Genomic DNA, 14,716 nt, shown 5'->3' with positions numbered 1-14,716 from the left:
CAAGTAGTACAACAAGGCTCGTGACAGCACCGGGAACTGACCCCGGGACAGTCCGGCGGCAGCGAAAAAGCCGCCGCTCCGCGCCCCAGGAGGGAAGCGCGGAACGGCGGCTCTCACCGGCCGAACCGGTCGTGGGTTCAGCCCAGGTTGGCGCAGTGGTTGCCGAACGCCGGGTTCAGCAGACCCACGATGTCGATGGTGTTGCCGCACAGGTTGACCGGCACGTGCACCGGAACCTGGATCTGGTTGCCCGAGATGACACCGGGGGAACCAGCGGCGACACCCTCGGCGCCGGAGCTGGCCATGGCGGTGCCGGCGCCGGCGGCCACGATGCCCACCACGGCCGCGCCGACGGCGGCGGTCTTCTTGATGCTCATGCGAGCCTCCTGACTGATCAACAGAGATGCACGGGGAGTGCGACATCTAGAACGAGGCCCGTCCGGACCGGTTGCGACGGCGCCCGCACTGTCACCCGTCTGGCCCAATGCGACCCTCGACCGGCATTCGGGTGATCACCGGACCGGACCGTTTCCCCTCGCGCACTGCCTCGTTCTCCCTGACGAAGACGGAACACCCGGCCCTGCTCAATGAATCGAGTACCGCCCATGCGCAGCTCGCCCACGGCCTCGACGGCACCGAGGCCACCGGCAAGTCGGTCGACGTGGCGGGCCCCCCAGAACCCGGCGTTCGGCGACATCGCCTGAACGCCTGACCGGGAATTCCTGGTCGCGCCTCCGCCCGAACCGTTCCCGGCCGTGCGGGAAATGTTCGCGAGGCGCTGGAAGAACGCGGCGGCCGCGTCGACGCCCGAGCCATGGGCGGAACACGCCGGTGTGCGCCGCCGGAGTGACAATCACGGCAATCCATGAAGCCTTCGGGTGAGTATTCCTACTCGCCCGTTTCCCGACATTCACCTTCCGTCGGGCAGAAATCGGAGGAAAGACATGCGCAACCTCAAGAAGGCCGCTGCCCTCTCCCTGGCCACCACCGGCCTGGTGCTCGGTGCCGCCGGCGGCGCGTTCGCCAGCTCGGGCGCCCAGGGCGTGGCCGCCGGCTCCCCCGGCGTGCTCTCCGGCAACCAGATCCAGATCCCGGTGCACATTCCGGTCAACGTCTGCGGCAACAGCATCAACGTCATCGGCCTGCTCAACCCGGCGTTCGGCAACAGCTGCCTCAACGCCGGCTGAACCCGCGGTCGCCGACCCGGCGACAGCTGATTCACCGAGCCCGTGCCGCGCCCCGCAGCGCCGGGGCGCGGCACGCTCCACCCGTGTGTGATCGAGGAGATCAACCCCATGCAGAACGTGAAGAAGGCAGCCGTCCTGTCCGCCGCCGCCGCCGGCCTGATCCTGGGCGCGGCCGGCTCCGCCGCCGCCAGCTCGGGCGCCGAGGGCGTCGCCGCCGGCTCCCCCGGTGTCGCCTCCGGGAACCAGATCCAGATCCCGGTGCACATCCCGCTCAACCTGTGCGGCAACTCCATCGACGTGATCGGTGCGCTGAACCCGGCCTTCGGCAACAGCTGCGCCAACGTGGAGATGCACCCGCAGCCCGCGGACGACTGCTGATCCCCGATCGGCACGCGTTTCGGCCGTACTGCCCCCCGACCAGCCGGCCGGGGGGCAGTTCGGCATCCCCGGACGGGACGTCCGGAACCCCAGGGCCGGTCTCCCGGGTTTCGTCGGGCCGCGCCCCACTCCACCGAAGGGTGATCCGCATGGTTTCGAAGAAGGGCGGGGCCGGGCTGGCCGCCGCCGTGGGCGCCGTGGTGCTGCTCGGCGCCGGTTCGGCGCAGGCCGCCACCACCACCGGCTCGGGCCCGCAGCCCGCGGCCGGCCCGGCCACCCTGGCCAAGACCGACGTCGGGCAGGCGCTGAACGGGACGACGTCCGGCCTCGGTTACGGCGTCGCGCCGATCAAGAGCCTGCGTCTGGACCCGTGGGCCAACTCCTCGGCCGACGTGCTCAACAACGGTGCGACCGTCCAGCCGGACCAGGGCCTGGCCCCGGTGGGCACCGGGACGCTGACCGGACCGCTGAGCGCGGGCGGCGGCGTCAAGGACCTCCCGCTGGTCGGCGGGCTGTCCGGCGTCCTGCCCGGCTGAGGACGCGGACGCGCCGGAGCCCGGCACCCCGCCTGGTGACCAGGGGTGCCGGGCTCCGGCGCGGGCTCAGCGCCGGCTCCGATCGGGCTCAGAGCCGGGCCAGGTCGACCAGACCGCTCTGCTGGACGAGGCCGGTGGCGGTCGAGGTGGCCGTGCCGGTCGCGTCGGTCTGCCGCAGCACACCGGTGGCCGTCGCGGTGGTGGTGTCGGCCAGGTCGTTCACCTCGTCGGTGACGGAGAGCCGGCTCTCGTCGCCGCCGAGGCTCGCGGTGGCCCCGGGGACGGTCTGCACGGCGCCGGGCACCAGGTGCGGGTCCACCTCGTCCACCCGGAGCCGGCCGTCGGCGAGCTGGCCGGTGCCGTCGTGCACCAGCGCCAGCGGCTTGCCCACGTCCAGGCCGGGGGTCTTGGCCTGCAGCGGCGCGGCCGGGGCCTCCAGCAGCACCTGACCGAGGTCGGTGCCCTGGTCGACCAGCGGCAGCGGCAGCTGGGCCTTGGCGCTCGGGCCGACCTTGCCGGTGGCCAGCTGGGGCACCAGGTGGTCCGGGAGCAGCCCGTTGTCGGTGGTGCGGCCGGACGCCGGCGGCATCACCAGCGAGGTCGGGATGCCGGCCGTGACGTGGCTGCCCAGCGGGGTGAGCGGCACGTCCGCCGGGACCTGCTGGGTGGACAGCTTGTCCTCCAGGGCCCCGACCTGGTCGGGGCTCACCGGGGCGGCGGTGGCCGCTCCCTGGGAGGCGAGCACGCCCGCACCGACCGCCAGCAGCATCGCGCCGGCCCGCTTGGAGAACTTCATGCTTTTCACCGTTCTGCCTGTCCGTACTGGGGACGTCCTGGTGGTCCAGTAGCGGAGTTCCATCGGGGAGGACTGCGGTGCCCGCAGCCGGAAAGCAATCTGCGCAACGAGTGACCAGGAGTTCGGATTGCGGGCGTTAGCCGGTTCGGCCTAATAATCCGACCGGAAACCACTCCCGGACGCGCCTCCCGGACTCTTTTCAAAAATCCCCGTAACCTTCCGTGCCGTCATTCTTTGATCTGGACGTCAGTGACTGCAGACCGGGTCTGAGCGTTCGACGCGTTGCTACGCACGGAAACCGAAAGCATTTCAGAGAGGGATCTCCCCATGATCCAGAAGTCCTTCGCCGCCGCCGGCCTGGCCGTCGCCGCGCTGGCCGCTGCCGCCGCACCCGCTTCCGCCATCGGTGACGCGGACGGCGCGGCCGCCTCCATCGAGGGCAACGGCGGCACCAACTTCACCGGGACGGTCGGGAACAACAGCCCGAACTTCCACTTCCTGGACAACGCGAACGTCTGCCTCCCCGAGATCCACAACATCGCCGTCGGCGTTCTGGGTGTGGCCGTCCCGGTCGAGGTCCCGATCGCCAACAGCGGTGGCAAGCAGTACTGCACGCAGGGCCAGGGCACCCAGAGCCACGGCGACGCGGGCGTGTCCCACCTGGTCGGCTGACGCTCCCACAGCCCTCCACCGCACCACCCCCTGAACCACCCCCGAATCGCTCCCAGATTCACCCTCGAGAGGAAAACCGGAAATGATCAAGAAGTCCCTCGCCGCCGCCGGTCTGGCCGCCGCCGCCATCGCGATGTCCGCCGGCTCGGCTTCCGCCATCGTCGACTCGGACGGCGCCGCCACCTCCGTCCAGGGCAACGGCGGCACCAACCAGACCGGCACCCACGGCAACGGCAGCCCGAACTTCCACACCCTGGACAACGCGAACATCTGCCTGCCGGAGGTCCACAACATCGCCGTCGCCGTCGTCGGCGTCGCGGTTCCGGTCGAGGTGCCCGTCCTGAACAGCACCCCGAAGCAGATCTGCAACGTCGGCCAGAACACCCAGTCCTCGGGCGACGCGGGTGTCTCGCACCTGATCGGCTGATCAAGGGGCATGGCACGGACGGAGGGCCCGGGGAGGATGGTCTCCCCGGGCCCTCCGGGCTTGACCGAGGTGTCCGGCCCGGCCGCCGAACCACTGCGGCCGACCGGGTGACCGTCCGTCCGGACCGGCGCGTGCGACGTCGGCCGGGCGGCCGAGGTGATCACCAGTCAGAGCAAGGGCGCCCGCGGGGCGCCCCCACAGAGAGGGCAGATCCATGAAGAGCAAGCTGGCCAAGGCCGCCCTGACCGCCACCGCCGCGCTCGCGCTCGCGGGTGCCGCCACCCCGGCGTTCGCCCACGTCGGCCTGGCGGGCGGCGGCGGCATCGTCGCCTCCGGCGACCAGCCGTTCGTGGCCGGGATGGAGTGGGGCGTCGGCCACACCTCCGACGTCGTCGCCGGCGGCTTCGGTGGCGGCGCCGCCACCGCGACCGACCTGGTGGGCGGCGGCGAGGGCTTCGCGCACATCAACGGCTGGAAGTAACAGCCGGAAGGCCGGGTCGCCCCCGTCGGGGGGTGGCCCGGCCTTCCGCTGTGCGGGGTCCGCTACTTGAGCATCCCGGCGGCCTCGACGGCCCAGTAGGTGAGGATCTGCTCGGCGCCGGCCCGGCGGAGCGAGGTGAGCGTCTCCATGATCATCCGCTCCCGGTCGATCCAGCCGTTCGCGGCGGCGGCCTCGACCATCGCGTACTCGCCGGACACCTGGTACGCGGAGACCGGCACCGGGGAGGCGTCGGCGATCTGGCGCAGGATGTCCAGGTAGGCCATGCCCGGCTTGACCATCACCAGGTCGGCGCCCTCGGCGAGGTCCTGCTCCAGCTCGCGCAGCGCCTCGCGGGCGTTGGCCGGGTCCTGCTGGTAGGCCTTGCGGTCGCCCTTGAGCGAGGAGCCGACCGCCTCGCGGAACGGGCCGTAGAAGGCCGAGGCGTACTTGGCGGTGTAGGCGAGGATGCCGGTGTCCTGGTGCCCCGCCTCGTCCAACGCCCGCCGGATGACGGCGATCTGACCGTCCATCATGCCGGACGGGCCGACCAGGTGAACGCCCGCGTCGGCCTGCACCCGGGCCATCTCGGCGTAGCGCTCCAGGGTGGCGTCGTTGTCCACGCTGCCGTCGGCGGCCAGTACCCCGCAGTGGCCGTGGTCGGTGTACTCGTCCAGGCAGAGGTCGGACATGACCACCAGGGCGTCGCCGACCTCGGCGACCACGTCCCGGATCGCCCGCTGGAGGATACCGTCCGGGTTGGTGCCCTCGCTGCCGATCGCGTCCTGCACGGCCGGGACGCCGAACAGCATGACGCCGCCGAGGCCCGCCTCGGCCGCCTCGACGACGGCCTTGCGCAGGGTGTCGCGGGTGTGCTGGACCACGCCCGGCATCGAGGAGACCGGGACGGGCTCGCTGACACCCTCGCGGACGAACAGCGGCAGGACCAGCTCCGCCGGGTGCAGCCGGGTCTCGGCGACCAGTCGGCGCATCGCCGGGCTCTGCCGCAGCCGGCGCGGGCGAACGTACGGGAATTCAGCGGACACGGCTTCTCTCTCCGAACGGTTGTGCAGCGCTGGGGGCGGCGAACCGCCGCCCCCGACACCATAGTTGGGGGTACCCTCAGCGGGCCTTGCGGCGGGAGCCCGGACGGCGCTCGCTGGGCCGGTAGACCGGCTCGCCCGCGGCCGTCGCGGTGTCCCGGCGCCTGGCCCCGAAGTCTGCCAGTGCCTGGGCCAGCGCGGCCGCCGACGGCGCCGGGGCCATCACGTCGACCCGCAGGCCGTGCTCCTCGGCGGTCTTGGCGGTGGCCGGACCGATGCAGGCGATGACCGTGACGTTGTGCGGCTTGCCGGCGATGCCGACCAGGTTCCGGACGGTCGAGGACGAGGTGAACAGCACCGCGTCGAAGCCGCCGCCCTTGATCGCCTCCCGGGTCTCGGCCGGCGGCGGCGAGGCGCGCACCGTCCGGTACGCCGTCACGTCGTCGACCTCCCAGCCGAGCTCGACCAGGCCGGCCACCAGGGTCTCGGTGGCGATGTCGGCGCGCGGCAGCAGCACCCGGTCGATCGGGTCGAAGACCGGGTCGTACGGCGGCCAGTCCTCCAGCAGCCCGGCGGCGGACTGCTCGCCGGAGGGCACCAGGTCCGGCTTCACGCCGAAGTCCACCAGGGCCTGGGCGGTGGTCTCGCCGACCGCCGCGACCTTGATCCCGGCGAACGCCCGGGCGTCCAGGCCGTACTCCTCGAACTTCTCCCGGACGGCGCGGACGGCGTTCACCGAGGTGAAGGCGATCCACTCGTAGCGGCCGGTGACCAGGCCCTTGATGGCCCGCTCCATCTGCTGCGGGGTGCGCGGCGGCTCGACCGCGATGGTCGGCACCTCCTGCGGCACCGCGCCGTACGAGCGCAGCTGCTCGGACAGGCCGTGGGCCTGCTCCTTGGTGCGCGGCACGAGGACGTTCCAGCCGAACAGCGGCTTGGTCTCGAACCACGAGTGCGAGGCGCGGTGGGCGACCTGCTCGCCCACCACGGCTATCACCGAGGTCGCCGGGTCCACCGGGGCGGAGACCGGCGAGGGCAGCACCCGGGCCACCTTGAGGTCGGCCGCGATGGTGGACAGCGTGGAGGTGAAGGTGCGCTGGCGGGTGGTGGTGCCGGAGAGGGTGGCGCTCAGCGCCGACTCCGGCTTGCGGCCGTTGGAGACCAGCGCGCTCGCGGTGGCCGGCAGCTGGCCCAGGGTGGTGCGGACCACCAGGGTGGTCTCCGGCGCGCCCAGGTCGACCGGGGCGCCGGACAGCAGCTGGCCGCCGTCCACGAAGCGGACGTCGGTGCCGGTCGCGCCGCGCAGCGGGACGCCCGCGTACGCCGGGACGCCGACCGACTGGGCGACGCCCGGGATCACCTCGAAGGGGATCCCGTCGCCCGCGCAGCTGAGCATCTCCTCGGCGGCGCAGCCGTCCAGGCCCGGGTCGCCGTCGACGGTGCGGACCACGTGCTTGCCGGCCCGGACGGCGTCGGCGACCAGCTTGGCCAGGTCGAAGTCGGTGCCCTCGGCGGCCGGGGCGTGCACCTGCACGCCGGCCGGGCAGTGGGTGCGCACGGCCGCGGCGGTCAGCGGGTCGGCGACCAGGACGTCGGCCGAGGACAGCACCTCGACGGCGCGCAGGGTCAGCAGGCCCGGGTCACCGGGGCCCGCCCCCAGGAAGGTGCACCGTCCGGTGGGCTGCCCGGCGGGGAACAGGGCGTCGGTGGCGGCGGTGGGGCTCATCGGGCTCGCTCCCCCATCAGGGTGGCCGCGCCCGCGTCGAGCAGCCGGACGGCCAGGGCGTGGCCGAGGGCCCGCGCCTGCCGCTCGGCGGTCTCGTCGAGGACGATCGGACCGTTGGCGGACATCTTCAGCAGGGCGGTGCCGTCGGGGTCGCCGACCACGCCGTCCAGCTGCAGTTCGTTCTCCCGGCCCCAGGTGGCCAGTGCGGCCACCGGGGCCGAGCAGCCGGCCTCCAGGGCGGCCAGCAGGGCGCGCTCGGCGGCCACGGCGACCCTGGTGGGGGCGTGGTCCAGCAGGGCGAGCGCGGCGGTCAGCTCAGCGTTGGCGGTGGTGCACTCGATCGCCAGCGCGCCCTGGCCGGGGGCCGGGAGCATCAGCTCGTGGTCGAGGTGCTGGGAGATCTCGGCGCTGCGGCCGAGCCGGTTGAGTCCGGCGGTGGCCAGCACCACGGCGTCCAGCTCGCCGGCGCTCACGTAGCCGATCCGGGTGTCCACGTTGCCGCGGATCGCGACGGTCTCCAGCTGGGCCTCGCGGGCCCGGGCCCAGGCGTTCAGCTGGGCCATCCGGCGTGGGGAGCCGGTGCCTATCCGGGCCGGGCGGCCGGCCCCGGCCAGCTTCTCCACCAGCTCGTCCAGGGTCAGGCCCTCGGCGGCGACCAGGGCGTCCCGGGCGTCCTCGCGCACGGGGACGGCGGCCAGCGCCAGACCCTCGGGGGCGGCGGTGGGCAGGTCCTTGAGCGAGTGCACGGCGAAGTCGATCCGGCCCTCCAGCAGGGCGTCCCGCAGCGCGGAGACGAACACGCCGGTGCCGCCGATCTGCGCGAGCGCCTCCCGGGAGGTGTCGCCGTAGGTGGTGATCTCGACCAGCTCGACGGGGCGGCCGGTGAGCCTGGTCACCTCGCGGGCGACCATGCCCGACTGGGCCATGGCGAGCGCGCTGCGCCGGGTGCCGAGGCGCAGGGCGGCGGCCGGAGCCTGCTCGGTGAGCGGTTGACCATTCATGAGGTGATCGTCCCGGTGGTACTCGTGGGATGGCTGACGGTTCATCTGGTGCTCCCGGCCGAAGGCTGGGGGCGGCCGCCGACGGGCGTGCCCGACACGGCGTGCACGGCTGCCGGGTCGAGGTCGAACAGCTCGCGCAGGGCGTCCGCGTAGGAGGCGCCGCCGGGCTCGGCGGCCAGCTGCTTCACCCGGACGGTCGGGGCGTGCAGCAGCTTGTCGACGACGCGACGGACGGTCTGGGTGATCTCGGCGCGGGAGCGCTCGTCCAGGTCGGGCAGCCGGGAGTCCAGCCGGCCCAGTTCGGCGGCGACCACGTCGGAGGCCATCGCCCGCAGGGCGACCACGGTCGGCGCGATCCGGGCGGCCCGCTGGGCGGCGCCGAAGGCGGTCACCTCGTCGGAGACGATCCGGGTGACCTCGTCGACGTCGCCGGCGCCGGGGCTGGCGGCGTGCGCGTGGGAGAGGCTCTCCAGGTCGACCAGCAGGGCGCCGGCCAGCTCGTGCACGGCGTGGTCGACGTCGCGCGGCATGGCGAGGTCGAGCAGCGCCAGCGGCTCGGGGGACGTGCGGGAGGCGACGGCGGCGGCCACGTCCTCGGCCCGGACCACCACACCGGCCGCGCCGGTGCAGGAGATCACCAGGTCGACGTCGGCCAGCGCCTCGGGCACCTTGGCGAGGTCCAGGGCGCGGGCCACGTCCGGGCCGAGGATCTCCACCAGGCGCTCGGCGCGGGCCGGGGTGCGGTTGGCGATCAGCAGGTCGGTGACCCCGGAGCGGACCAGGGTGGCGGCGGCCAGCGAGCTCATCGAGCCGGCCCCGACCACCAGCGCGCGCTTGCCGGCGATCCCGCCCGCGCCCGCGGCGACCTGCTCCAGGCCGAAGGTGACCAGCGACTGGCCGGCCTTGTCGATGCCGGTCTCGCTGTGCGCCCGCTTGCCGACCCGCAGGGCCTGCTGGAACAGCTCGTTCAGGCCGCGCCCGGCGGTGTGCTCGTCCTGGGCCTTGGCCAGCGCGTCGCGCAGCTGGCCGAGGATCTGGCCCTCGCCGACCACCATCGAGTCCAGGCCGCAGGCCACCGAGAAGAGGTGGTGGACGGCGCGGTCCTCGTAGTGGACGTACAGGTGGGAGGTCAGCTCCTCCAGGTCCACCCCGCTGTGGTGGGCCAGCAGCAGCGACAGCTCGGCGACGCCCGCGTGGAACTTGTCCACGTCCGCGTACAGCTCGATCCGGTTGCAGGTGTTGAGCAGCGCGGCCTCGGCGACGGTCGAGGACGCGGCCGCGTCGTGCAGCAGCCGGGTCGGGACCTCACCGGTCAGCGCGGCGCGCTCCAGCACGCCGACCGACGCCGTCCGGTGGCTCAGTCCGACGACGAGAAGACTCATGCCCGTCCCCCACAGCTTTCGGTGTTCATGCGGGCATCACCGCGGACAGCTCGCCCTCGCCGCCCTTGGCGGACTTGCCCTTGGCCGACTGCTCGGCCTGGTCGTTGGCCTCCGGCTCGGCGCCGCCGCGGCCCTTGCCGCTGCCGCCGGCCGCCCGGCGCAGCTTGGCCGCGGCCGCCCGGACCGGGCCGGGGGCGCGGTCCAGCACGGACTCGGTGCGGTCGGTCTCCTCGCCGGCCTTGCGCTGCTCGTGGAAGGCGAGGATCTGCAGCTCGATGGAGAGGTCCACCTTGCGCACGTCCACGCCGTCCGGGACGGTCAGCACGGTCGGGGCGAAGTTGAGGATGCTGGTGACGCCCGCCTCGACCAGCCGGTCGCACACCTGCTGGGCGGCGCCGGGCGGGGTGGTGATCACACCGATCGAGACGTGCTGGCTCTCGACGATCGCCTCCAGCTCGTCCATGTGGCGCACCGGCAGCCCCGCGGCGGTGGAACCGACCACGTTGGGGTCGGCGTCCAACAGGGCGGCGACCCGGAACCCGCGGGAGGCGAAGCCGCCGTAGTTGGCGAGGGCGTGGCCGAGGTTCCCGATGCCGACGATGACGACCGGCCAGTCCTGGGTCAGACCGAGCTCGCGGGAGATCTGGTAGACGAGGTACTCGACGTCGTAGCCGACGCCGCGGGTGCCGTAGGAGCCGAGGTAGGAGAAGTCCTTGCGCAGCTTGGCCGAGTTCACGCCGGCCGCGGCGGCCAGCTCCTCGGAGGAGACGGTCGGCACCGAGCGCTCGGAGAGCGCGGTGAGGGCCCGCAGGTAGAGGGGAAGCCGGGCGACGGTCGCCTCCGGGATGCCCCGGGCGCGCGAGGGTCGGCGCGCGGCGCCCTGGTCGGGCGTCTGCGAACTGCTCTGTGGTGATCGGCCGATTGCCACGGTGCTCCTGTGGGTGAAGCTGGGCTTTGGCAGCCAGGCTAAGCGTTTGTGAACGTGTGCACAAAGATGGTGTCCGTTTTGTCCTGGCACAGTGATGCGCATCACGCCGTCGAACCCATAGCACCGGCCTGCGTCGGAACGACCTCCGGGGCCGCGGGACCGGGCAGCCAGGGGCCGTACGGCGCCTCCCGGCGCACCAGCGGGACGGCGTCGCCGGACGGGCGGGAACGGGCCCGGCCCAGCCGCGGCCAGGGCACTCGGGCAGCCTCGCGCAGCGGGCCGGTCCAGTCGTCCGGCGGGCAGGACGGGGCACCCGCGCAGTGCCGCAGCAGCGCCGCCGTCACCCGGGCGTCGCCCAGCGCGGTGTGCGCCGGGAACCAGCCCAGACCGGCCGCCTCCGCACAGGCCGCCAGGCCGTGGCCACGGGCCTCCGGCAGGTGGGCGCGGGCCAGCCCCATCGTGCACAGCAGCGGGACGGGCGGCAGCGCCACCCCGATCCGGGCGAATTCGCGGTCCAGGAAGGCGTGGTCGCAACTGACGTGATGGCCGACCAGCACCCGGCCGGCCAGCAGCTCCAGCAGCCGGGGGGCGATCTCCCGGAAGCGCGGGGCGCCCTCGACGTCGGCCTGGCGTATCCGGTGCACATGGGTCGGGCCGACCGGGCCCAGCGGGTCCAGCAGGGTCGCGAACTCGCCCTCGGGGCGGAGCCGGGCGTCCAGCAGCACCACCGCCACCTCGACCACCCGGTGCCGCCACGGACTGCGGCCGGTCGCCTCCACGTCCACCACCGCGAAGCCCTCGGAACCTCCGGGCATCCCTGGGACCGGGCGGGGAAGCATGGCGGCACTCCTCGTGTGCTCAGCCCCCCACGGGCGCAAACGCGTTCGATCGTAAGCCGACCGGGGCGCCCCGCCCCAAGCCCGGACGGAGTGTCTTTGGCAACGATTCGGCGAACCGCCCCCGCCGGTCGGCGGGGGCGGTGGTGCACGCCCGAGGGCCCGCTCAGGCCCCCAGGGCCTTGCGCAGCCGGCTCTCGTCGACCCGCCAGAAGTCGTGCTGGCGACCGTCGATCAGGGTGACCGGGATCTGCTCCCAGTAGCGGCGGTACAGCTCCTCGTCCTGGGTGATGTCCTTCTCCTCGAAGGCCGCGCCCAGCTCCGCCGTCACCCGGACGATCACCTCCCGGGCCTCGTCGCACAGGTGGCAGCCGGGCTTGCCGACCAGGGTCACGGTACGGTCCGTCGGCTCGGGGCTCTTACGTCGCAGCAGTGGGCTCACCCCGCCATTGTGGCGGCTGCCCACCCGCCGCCCCGGGGCGGCGGGGAGCTGTTCACCGCACGGGCACGGCTCCGTCACGGCCGCTCCCCGCCCGGCTGGATATGCTCGATGACATGGCCGTGCTCCGAAGGCTCACCCAGGCGAGGCGCTCCACCACCGAGCGGAGCGCTCTGGCGGGCGAGGCCGCGGCGGCGGCCGCCGAGGCCGCGCTGCGCGCCGAGCCGCTGCTCTCCCCCGCCATCGGCGACACCCTCGTGGACGCCCCCGCGGGGAACGACACCGCCGGAAGCGGCCCCGGGACGGACGCCCCCGAGGCGGCCGCGGAGGCGAAGCCGGACACCCCGGCCGCGGGCAGGCCCGGAAAGGCCCCCAAGCCGCCGGCCGGGAACCACACCCCCGACCAGGACGACCCGCGCGCCGCCGCCTTCTTCGACTGCGACAACACCATCCTGCGCGGCGCCGCGATCTTCTACCTCGGCGTCGGCCTCTACCGGCACGGCTTCCTCACCCGCCGCGACATCGCCCGCTTCGCCTGGCAGCAGGCGCTCTTCCGGCTGAACGGCACCGAGGACCCGGACCACATCTCGGACGCCCGGAACACCGCCCTCGGCATCGTCGCCGGCAAGCGCACCGCCGACCTGGAGGTGATCTGCGAGGAGGTCTTCGAGCAGGTCGTCGCCGACAAGATCTGGCCCGGCACCCGCGCCCTGGTCCAGATGCACCTGGACGCCGGCCAGCGGGTCTGGCTGGTGACCGCCGCCCCGCTGGAGGTGGCCCGGATCATCGCCCGGCGGCTCGGCATGACCGGCGCGCTGGGCACCGTCGCCGAGGCCCGGGACGGCCACTACACCGGACGGCTGGTCGGCGACCTGCTGCACGGCCCGGCCAAGGCCGCCGCGGTGAACGCGCTGGCCCGGCGCGAGCGGCTGGACCTCGACCGCTGCGCCGCCTACAGCGACTCCGCCAACGACATCCCGATGCTCTCGCTGGTCGGCCACCCGTACGTGGTGAACCCGGACGGCGCGCTGCGGCGGCACGCCCGGGCGCAGGGCTGGCGGGTGCGCGACTTCCGGACCGGCCGGAAGGCGGCCCGGGTGGGGCTGCCGGCGGCGGCCGCGCTCGGGGTGCTGGCCGGGGCGGCGGCGGCCGGGGTGGCGCTGCGGCGGCGGCGTCGGCACGGCTGAACTCCTGCCGGAGTCCGGACGAACTCCGGCTGAACTCCCGTCGGATCCGGTCCGGCTCCCGGCCGGAACCCGCCGGACTCCCGTCCAGGGAACCGTTTCTGCCACTCCCCCGCACGGGTGAGAAGGCGTCAATCATGGCCCTGACCTGGCCGCTCGTACGAGCGAACTCCCAGCTCCGACACGGCCATCCGGACGCGTTGTACGAACCTGTCACCCGGTGACCGGTTCTGATCGTTCGCCAGGCCGGGAAAGTCAGGGGTTGCCGAGCCCCAAGGCTGGGAAACCGCCCGCAGTACCGCCGAATTGGTCACCCTGGGCGCCCGAACGGTCACGTTGAGCCGGATGAACGATGACATCTCCGGTCAGTGTCAGCCGAATATGCACAACAAATGGATCCCAAACGACCACTTCGACCACACGGTGTAGCTGTCATTGCACAAAGCGTTATTCTCTCCTGGATGCACGTCACCCATGCATCCCGCTCGAACGGATGTCATGGGGAGTGCTCTCCGCGCAGGCGGAGGTGATCCGTCCACAGTTCTGCCTCTGGGAGTCCCGTGTACCCACCCGTCCGGAACGACGCGCCTGCACCCTCCCGCCCGTCGTCCGCGCCCCTGCGCCCCCGCACCGGCCTCCGCGGCCGCCCGGCCGCCGAGCGGCAGATCTCCACCGGCCTGGACCTGTTGCGCACGCTGCTCCACAGCCAGTTCGCCGTCACGCCCCAACTCGTGCCCGCCGGCGGGCCGTTCGGCCACCAGCACGGCCCCGGGACGGCGCTGCGCACCACCGCCGCCGGCTCGGCCGGCACCGGCTCGCGGGGCCGCACCGGCAGCACCGGCGCCGGCCGCAGCCGCACCCGCACCGCGCCGAGCCCCGGCTACGAGACCGAGCACAACCCGATCATGGAGCTGGTCGAGCGGGCCCAGGCCGGCGAGAGCGAGGCCTTCGGCCGGCTCTACGACCACTACGCGGACACCGTCTACCGGTACATCTACTACCGGGTCGGCAGCCGGGCCACCGCCGAGGACCTCACCAGTGAGACGTTCCTGCGCGCGCTGCGCCGGATCGGCACCTTCACCTGGCAGGGCCGGGACTTCGGCGCCTGGCTGGTCACCATCGCCCGCAACCTGGTCGCCGACCACTTCAAGTCCAGCCGGTTCCGGCTGGAGGTCACCACCGGCGAGATGCTCGACTCCAACGAGTGCGAGCGCAGCCCGGAGGAGTCGGTGCTGGAGTCGCTCTCCAACGCCGCCCTGCTGGACGCGGTGCACCGGCTCAACCCCCAGCAGCAGGAGTGCGTGACGCTGCGCTTCCTCCAGGGCCTCTCGGTGGCCGAGACCGCGCGGATCATGGGCAAGAACGAGGGGGCCATCAAGACCCTCCAGTACCGCGCCGTCCGCACCCTGGCCCGGCTCCTCCCGCCCGACGCGCGGTGAGGCGGCGGTGACCGAGGGGGCGATAGCCCGGCGACGGACCCGTCCCGACGGCCCGTCACCACTCGTGCCCGACCGACACGTCCGGGTGAACGGTCGGTCCGATGATCAGCCGTGCGTAACCGACCGCCCGCACCGCTCGTTGGCCAGCGTGCAAGCCCCCACCAGGCGTACGGTCAAGCCGAATTGCGACCTGTCACCCGATGGAGTGGCTTTGGCCCGCCGGGGCAACCGTCCGGCAGGCCGGGGTGTCGACAACGACGAAGG

At 73.3% G+C, this 14,716-nt stretch carries 18 protein-coding genes; 9 read left to right on the top strand and 9 right to left on the bottom strand.

From position 1 onward, the window contains the following. Positions 1 to 137: 137 nt before the first annotated feature. Positions 138 to 377: a chaplin gene (locus ACZ3YL_RS11620; protein WP_188309832.1), complete on the bottom strand. Its 240-nt coding sequence runs from the start codon at positions 375 to 377 to the stop codon at positions 138 to 140. A 131-nt stretch (positions 378 to 508) separates the two neighbouring features. On the opposite strand from ACZ3YL_RS11620, the gene ACZ3YL_RS11615 reads away from it, so the two are divergent. The 4 genes from ACZ3YL_RS11615 (at position 509) to ACZ3YL_RS11600 (ending at position 2,101) form a co-directional block, all read left to right on the top strand. Beyond that, a complete protein-coding gene (locus ACZ3YL_RS11615) occupies positions 509 to 712 on the top strand; it encodes a hypothetical protein (RefSeq protein WP_188309833.1) in 204 nt (67 codons plus the stop codon). Between the two features lie 232 nt (positions 713 to 944). After that, positions 945 to 1,187, top strand: a complete 243-nt coding sequence (locus ACZ3YL_RS11610) for a chaplin (RefSeq protein ID WP_188309834.1) — start codon at positions 945 to 947, stop codon at positions 1,185 to 1,187. A gap of 108 nt (positions 1,188 to 1,295) precedes the next feature. Beyond that, positions 1,296 to 1,565, top strand: coding sequence for a chaplin (locus tag ACZ3YL_RS11605; protein ID WP_188309835.1), 270 nt, complete (start codon positions 1,296 to 1,298; stop codon positions 1,563 to 1,565). Between the two features lie 149 nt (positions 1,566 to 1,714). After that, positions 1,715 to 2,101 (top strand): hypothetical protein, encoded by a 387-nt coding sequence (locus tag ACZ3YL_RS11600; RefSeq protein WP_188309836.1) that lies wholly within the window; start codon positions 1,715 to 1,717, stop codon positions 2,099 to 2,101. A gap of 88 nt (positions 2,102 to 2,189) precedes the next feature. Here the strand turns inward: ACZ3YL_RS11600 and ACZ3YL_RS11595 are convergent, their stop codons facing one another. Next, positions 2,190 to 2,897: a hypothetical protein gene (locus ACZ3YL_RS11595; RefSeq protein WP_465656826.1), complete on the bottom strand. Its 708-nt coding sequence runs from the start codon at positions 2,895 to 2,897 to the stop codon at positions 2,190 to 2,192. Positions 2,898 to 3,224: 327 nt separating this feature from the next. Here ACZ3YL_RS11595 and ACZ3YL_RS11590 point away from each other — a divergent pair, with 327 nt between their 5' ends. The 3 genes from ACZ3YL_RS11590 (at position 3,225) to ACZ3YL_RS11580 (ending at position 4,477) form a co-directional block, all read left to right on the top strand. Continuing rightward, entirely contained in the window at positions 3,225 to 3,569 is a 345-nt protein-coding gene (locus ACZ3YL_RS11590; RefSeq protein ID WP_031063477.1) for a hypothetical protein, read from the top strand. Between the two features lie 82 nt (positions 3,570 to 3,651). Continuing rightward, complete coding sequence (locus ACZ3YL_RS11585) at positions 3,652 to 3,996, top strand: rodlet layer protein (protein ID WP_188309838.1); 345 nt, start codon at positions 3,652 to 3,654, stop codon at positions 3,994 to 3,996. A gap of 214 nt (positions 3,997 to 4,210) precedes the next feature. Then, positions 4,211 to 4,477 carry a hypothetical protein gene (locus ACZ3YL_RS11580; protein WP_188309839.1) on the top strand — a complete coding sequence of 89 codons (267 nt, stop codon included), beginning with the start codon at positions 4,211 to 4,213 and terminating at the stop codon, positions 4,475 to 4,477. A gap of 62 nt (positions 4,478 to 4,539) precedes the next feature. Here the strand turns inward: ACZ3YL_RS11580 and hemB are convergent, their stop codons facing one another. The 7 genes from hemB to ACZ3YL_RS11545 all read right to left on the bottom strand — a co-directional run bounded on the left by hemB (position 4,540) and on the right by ACZ3YL_RS11545 (position 11,832). Beyond that, a complete protein-coding gene (hemB, locus tag ACZ3YL_RS11575) occupies positions 4,540 to 5,520 on the bottom strand; it encodes a porphobilinogen synthase (protein WP_188309840.1) in 981 nt (326 codons plus the stop codon). Positions 5,521 to 5,596: 76 nt separating this feature from the next. Continuing rightward, positions 5,597 to 7,243: a bifunctional uroporphyrinogen-III C-methyltransferase/uroporphyrinogen-III synthase gene (locus ACZ3YL_RS11570; protein WP_188309841.1), complete on the bottom strand. Its 1,647-nt coding sequence runs from the start codon at positions 7,241 to 7,243 to the stop codon at positions 5,597 to 5,599. Further along, the gene (hemC, locus tag ACZ3YL_RS11565) at positions 7,240 to 8,244 is read right to left on the bottom strand and encodes a hydroxymethylbilane synthase (protein WP_465656822.1); all 1,005 of its coding nucleotides are present in this window, start codon (positions 8,242 to 8,244) and stop codon (positions 7,240 to 7,242) included. The genes ACZ3YL_RS11570 and hemC overlap by 4 nt, the downstream gene beginning before the upstream one ends. A 41-nt stretch (positions 8,245 to 8,285) precedes the next feature. Continuing rightward, complete coding sequence (locus tag ACZ3YL_RS11560) at positions 8,286 to 9,626, bottom strand: glutamyl-tRNA reductase (RefSeq protein WP_188309843.1); 1,341 nt, start codon at positions 9,624 to 9,626, stop codon at positions 8,286 to 8,288. 25 nt (positions 9,627 to 9,651) lie between these two features. Continuing rightward, positions 9,652 to 10,548, bottom strand: coding sequence for a redox-sensing transcriptional repressor Rex (locus tag ACZ3YL_RS11555; RefSeq protein WP_188309851.1), 897 nt, complete (start codon positions 10,546 to 10,548; stop codon positions 9,652 to 9,654). A gap of 107 nt (positions 10,549 to 10,655) precedes the next feature. Further along, positions 10,656 to 11,369 (bottom strand): 3'-5' exonuclease, encoded by a 714-nt coding sequence (locus ACZ3YL_RS11550; RefSeq protein WP_465656820.1) that lies wholly within the window; start codon positions 11,367 to 11,369, stop codon positions 10,656 to 10,658. Positions 11,370 to 11,556: 187 nt separating this feature from the next. Next, on the bottom strand, positions 11,557 to 11,832 hold the full coding sequence (locus ACZ3YL_RS11545; protein WP_465656818.1) for a glutaredoxin family protein: 276 nt from the start codon (positions 11,830 to 11,832) through the stop codon (positions 11,557 to 11,559). 113 nt (positions 11,833 to 11,945) lie between these two features. Between ACZ3YL_RS11545 and ACZ3YL_RS11540 the strand changes: the two genes are divergently transcribed. After that, on the top strand, positions 11,946 to 13,016 hold the full coding sequence (locus tag ACZ3YL_RS11540) for an HAD family hydrolase (protein WP_465656816.1): 1,071 nt from the start codon (positions 11,946 to 11,948) through the stop codon (positions 13,014 to 13,016). A gap of 614 nt (positions 13,017 to 13,630) precedes the next feature. Then, positions 13,631 to 14,452 (top strand): ECF subfamily RNA polymerase sigma factor, BldN family, encoded by an 822-nt coding sequence (locus ACZ3YL_RS11535; protein WP_188307914.1) that lies wholly within the window; start codon positions 13,631 to 13,633, stop codon positions 14,450 to 14,452. Positions 14,453 to 14,716: the final 264 nt, after the last annotated feature.

The organism is Kitasatospora sp. NPDC023176 (assembly GCF_055560495.1).
This window is presented reverse-complemented; position numbering and strand designations above follow the sequence as displayed.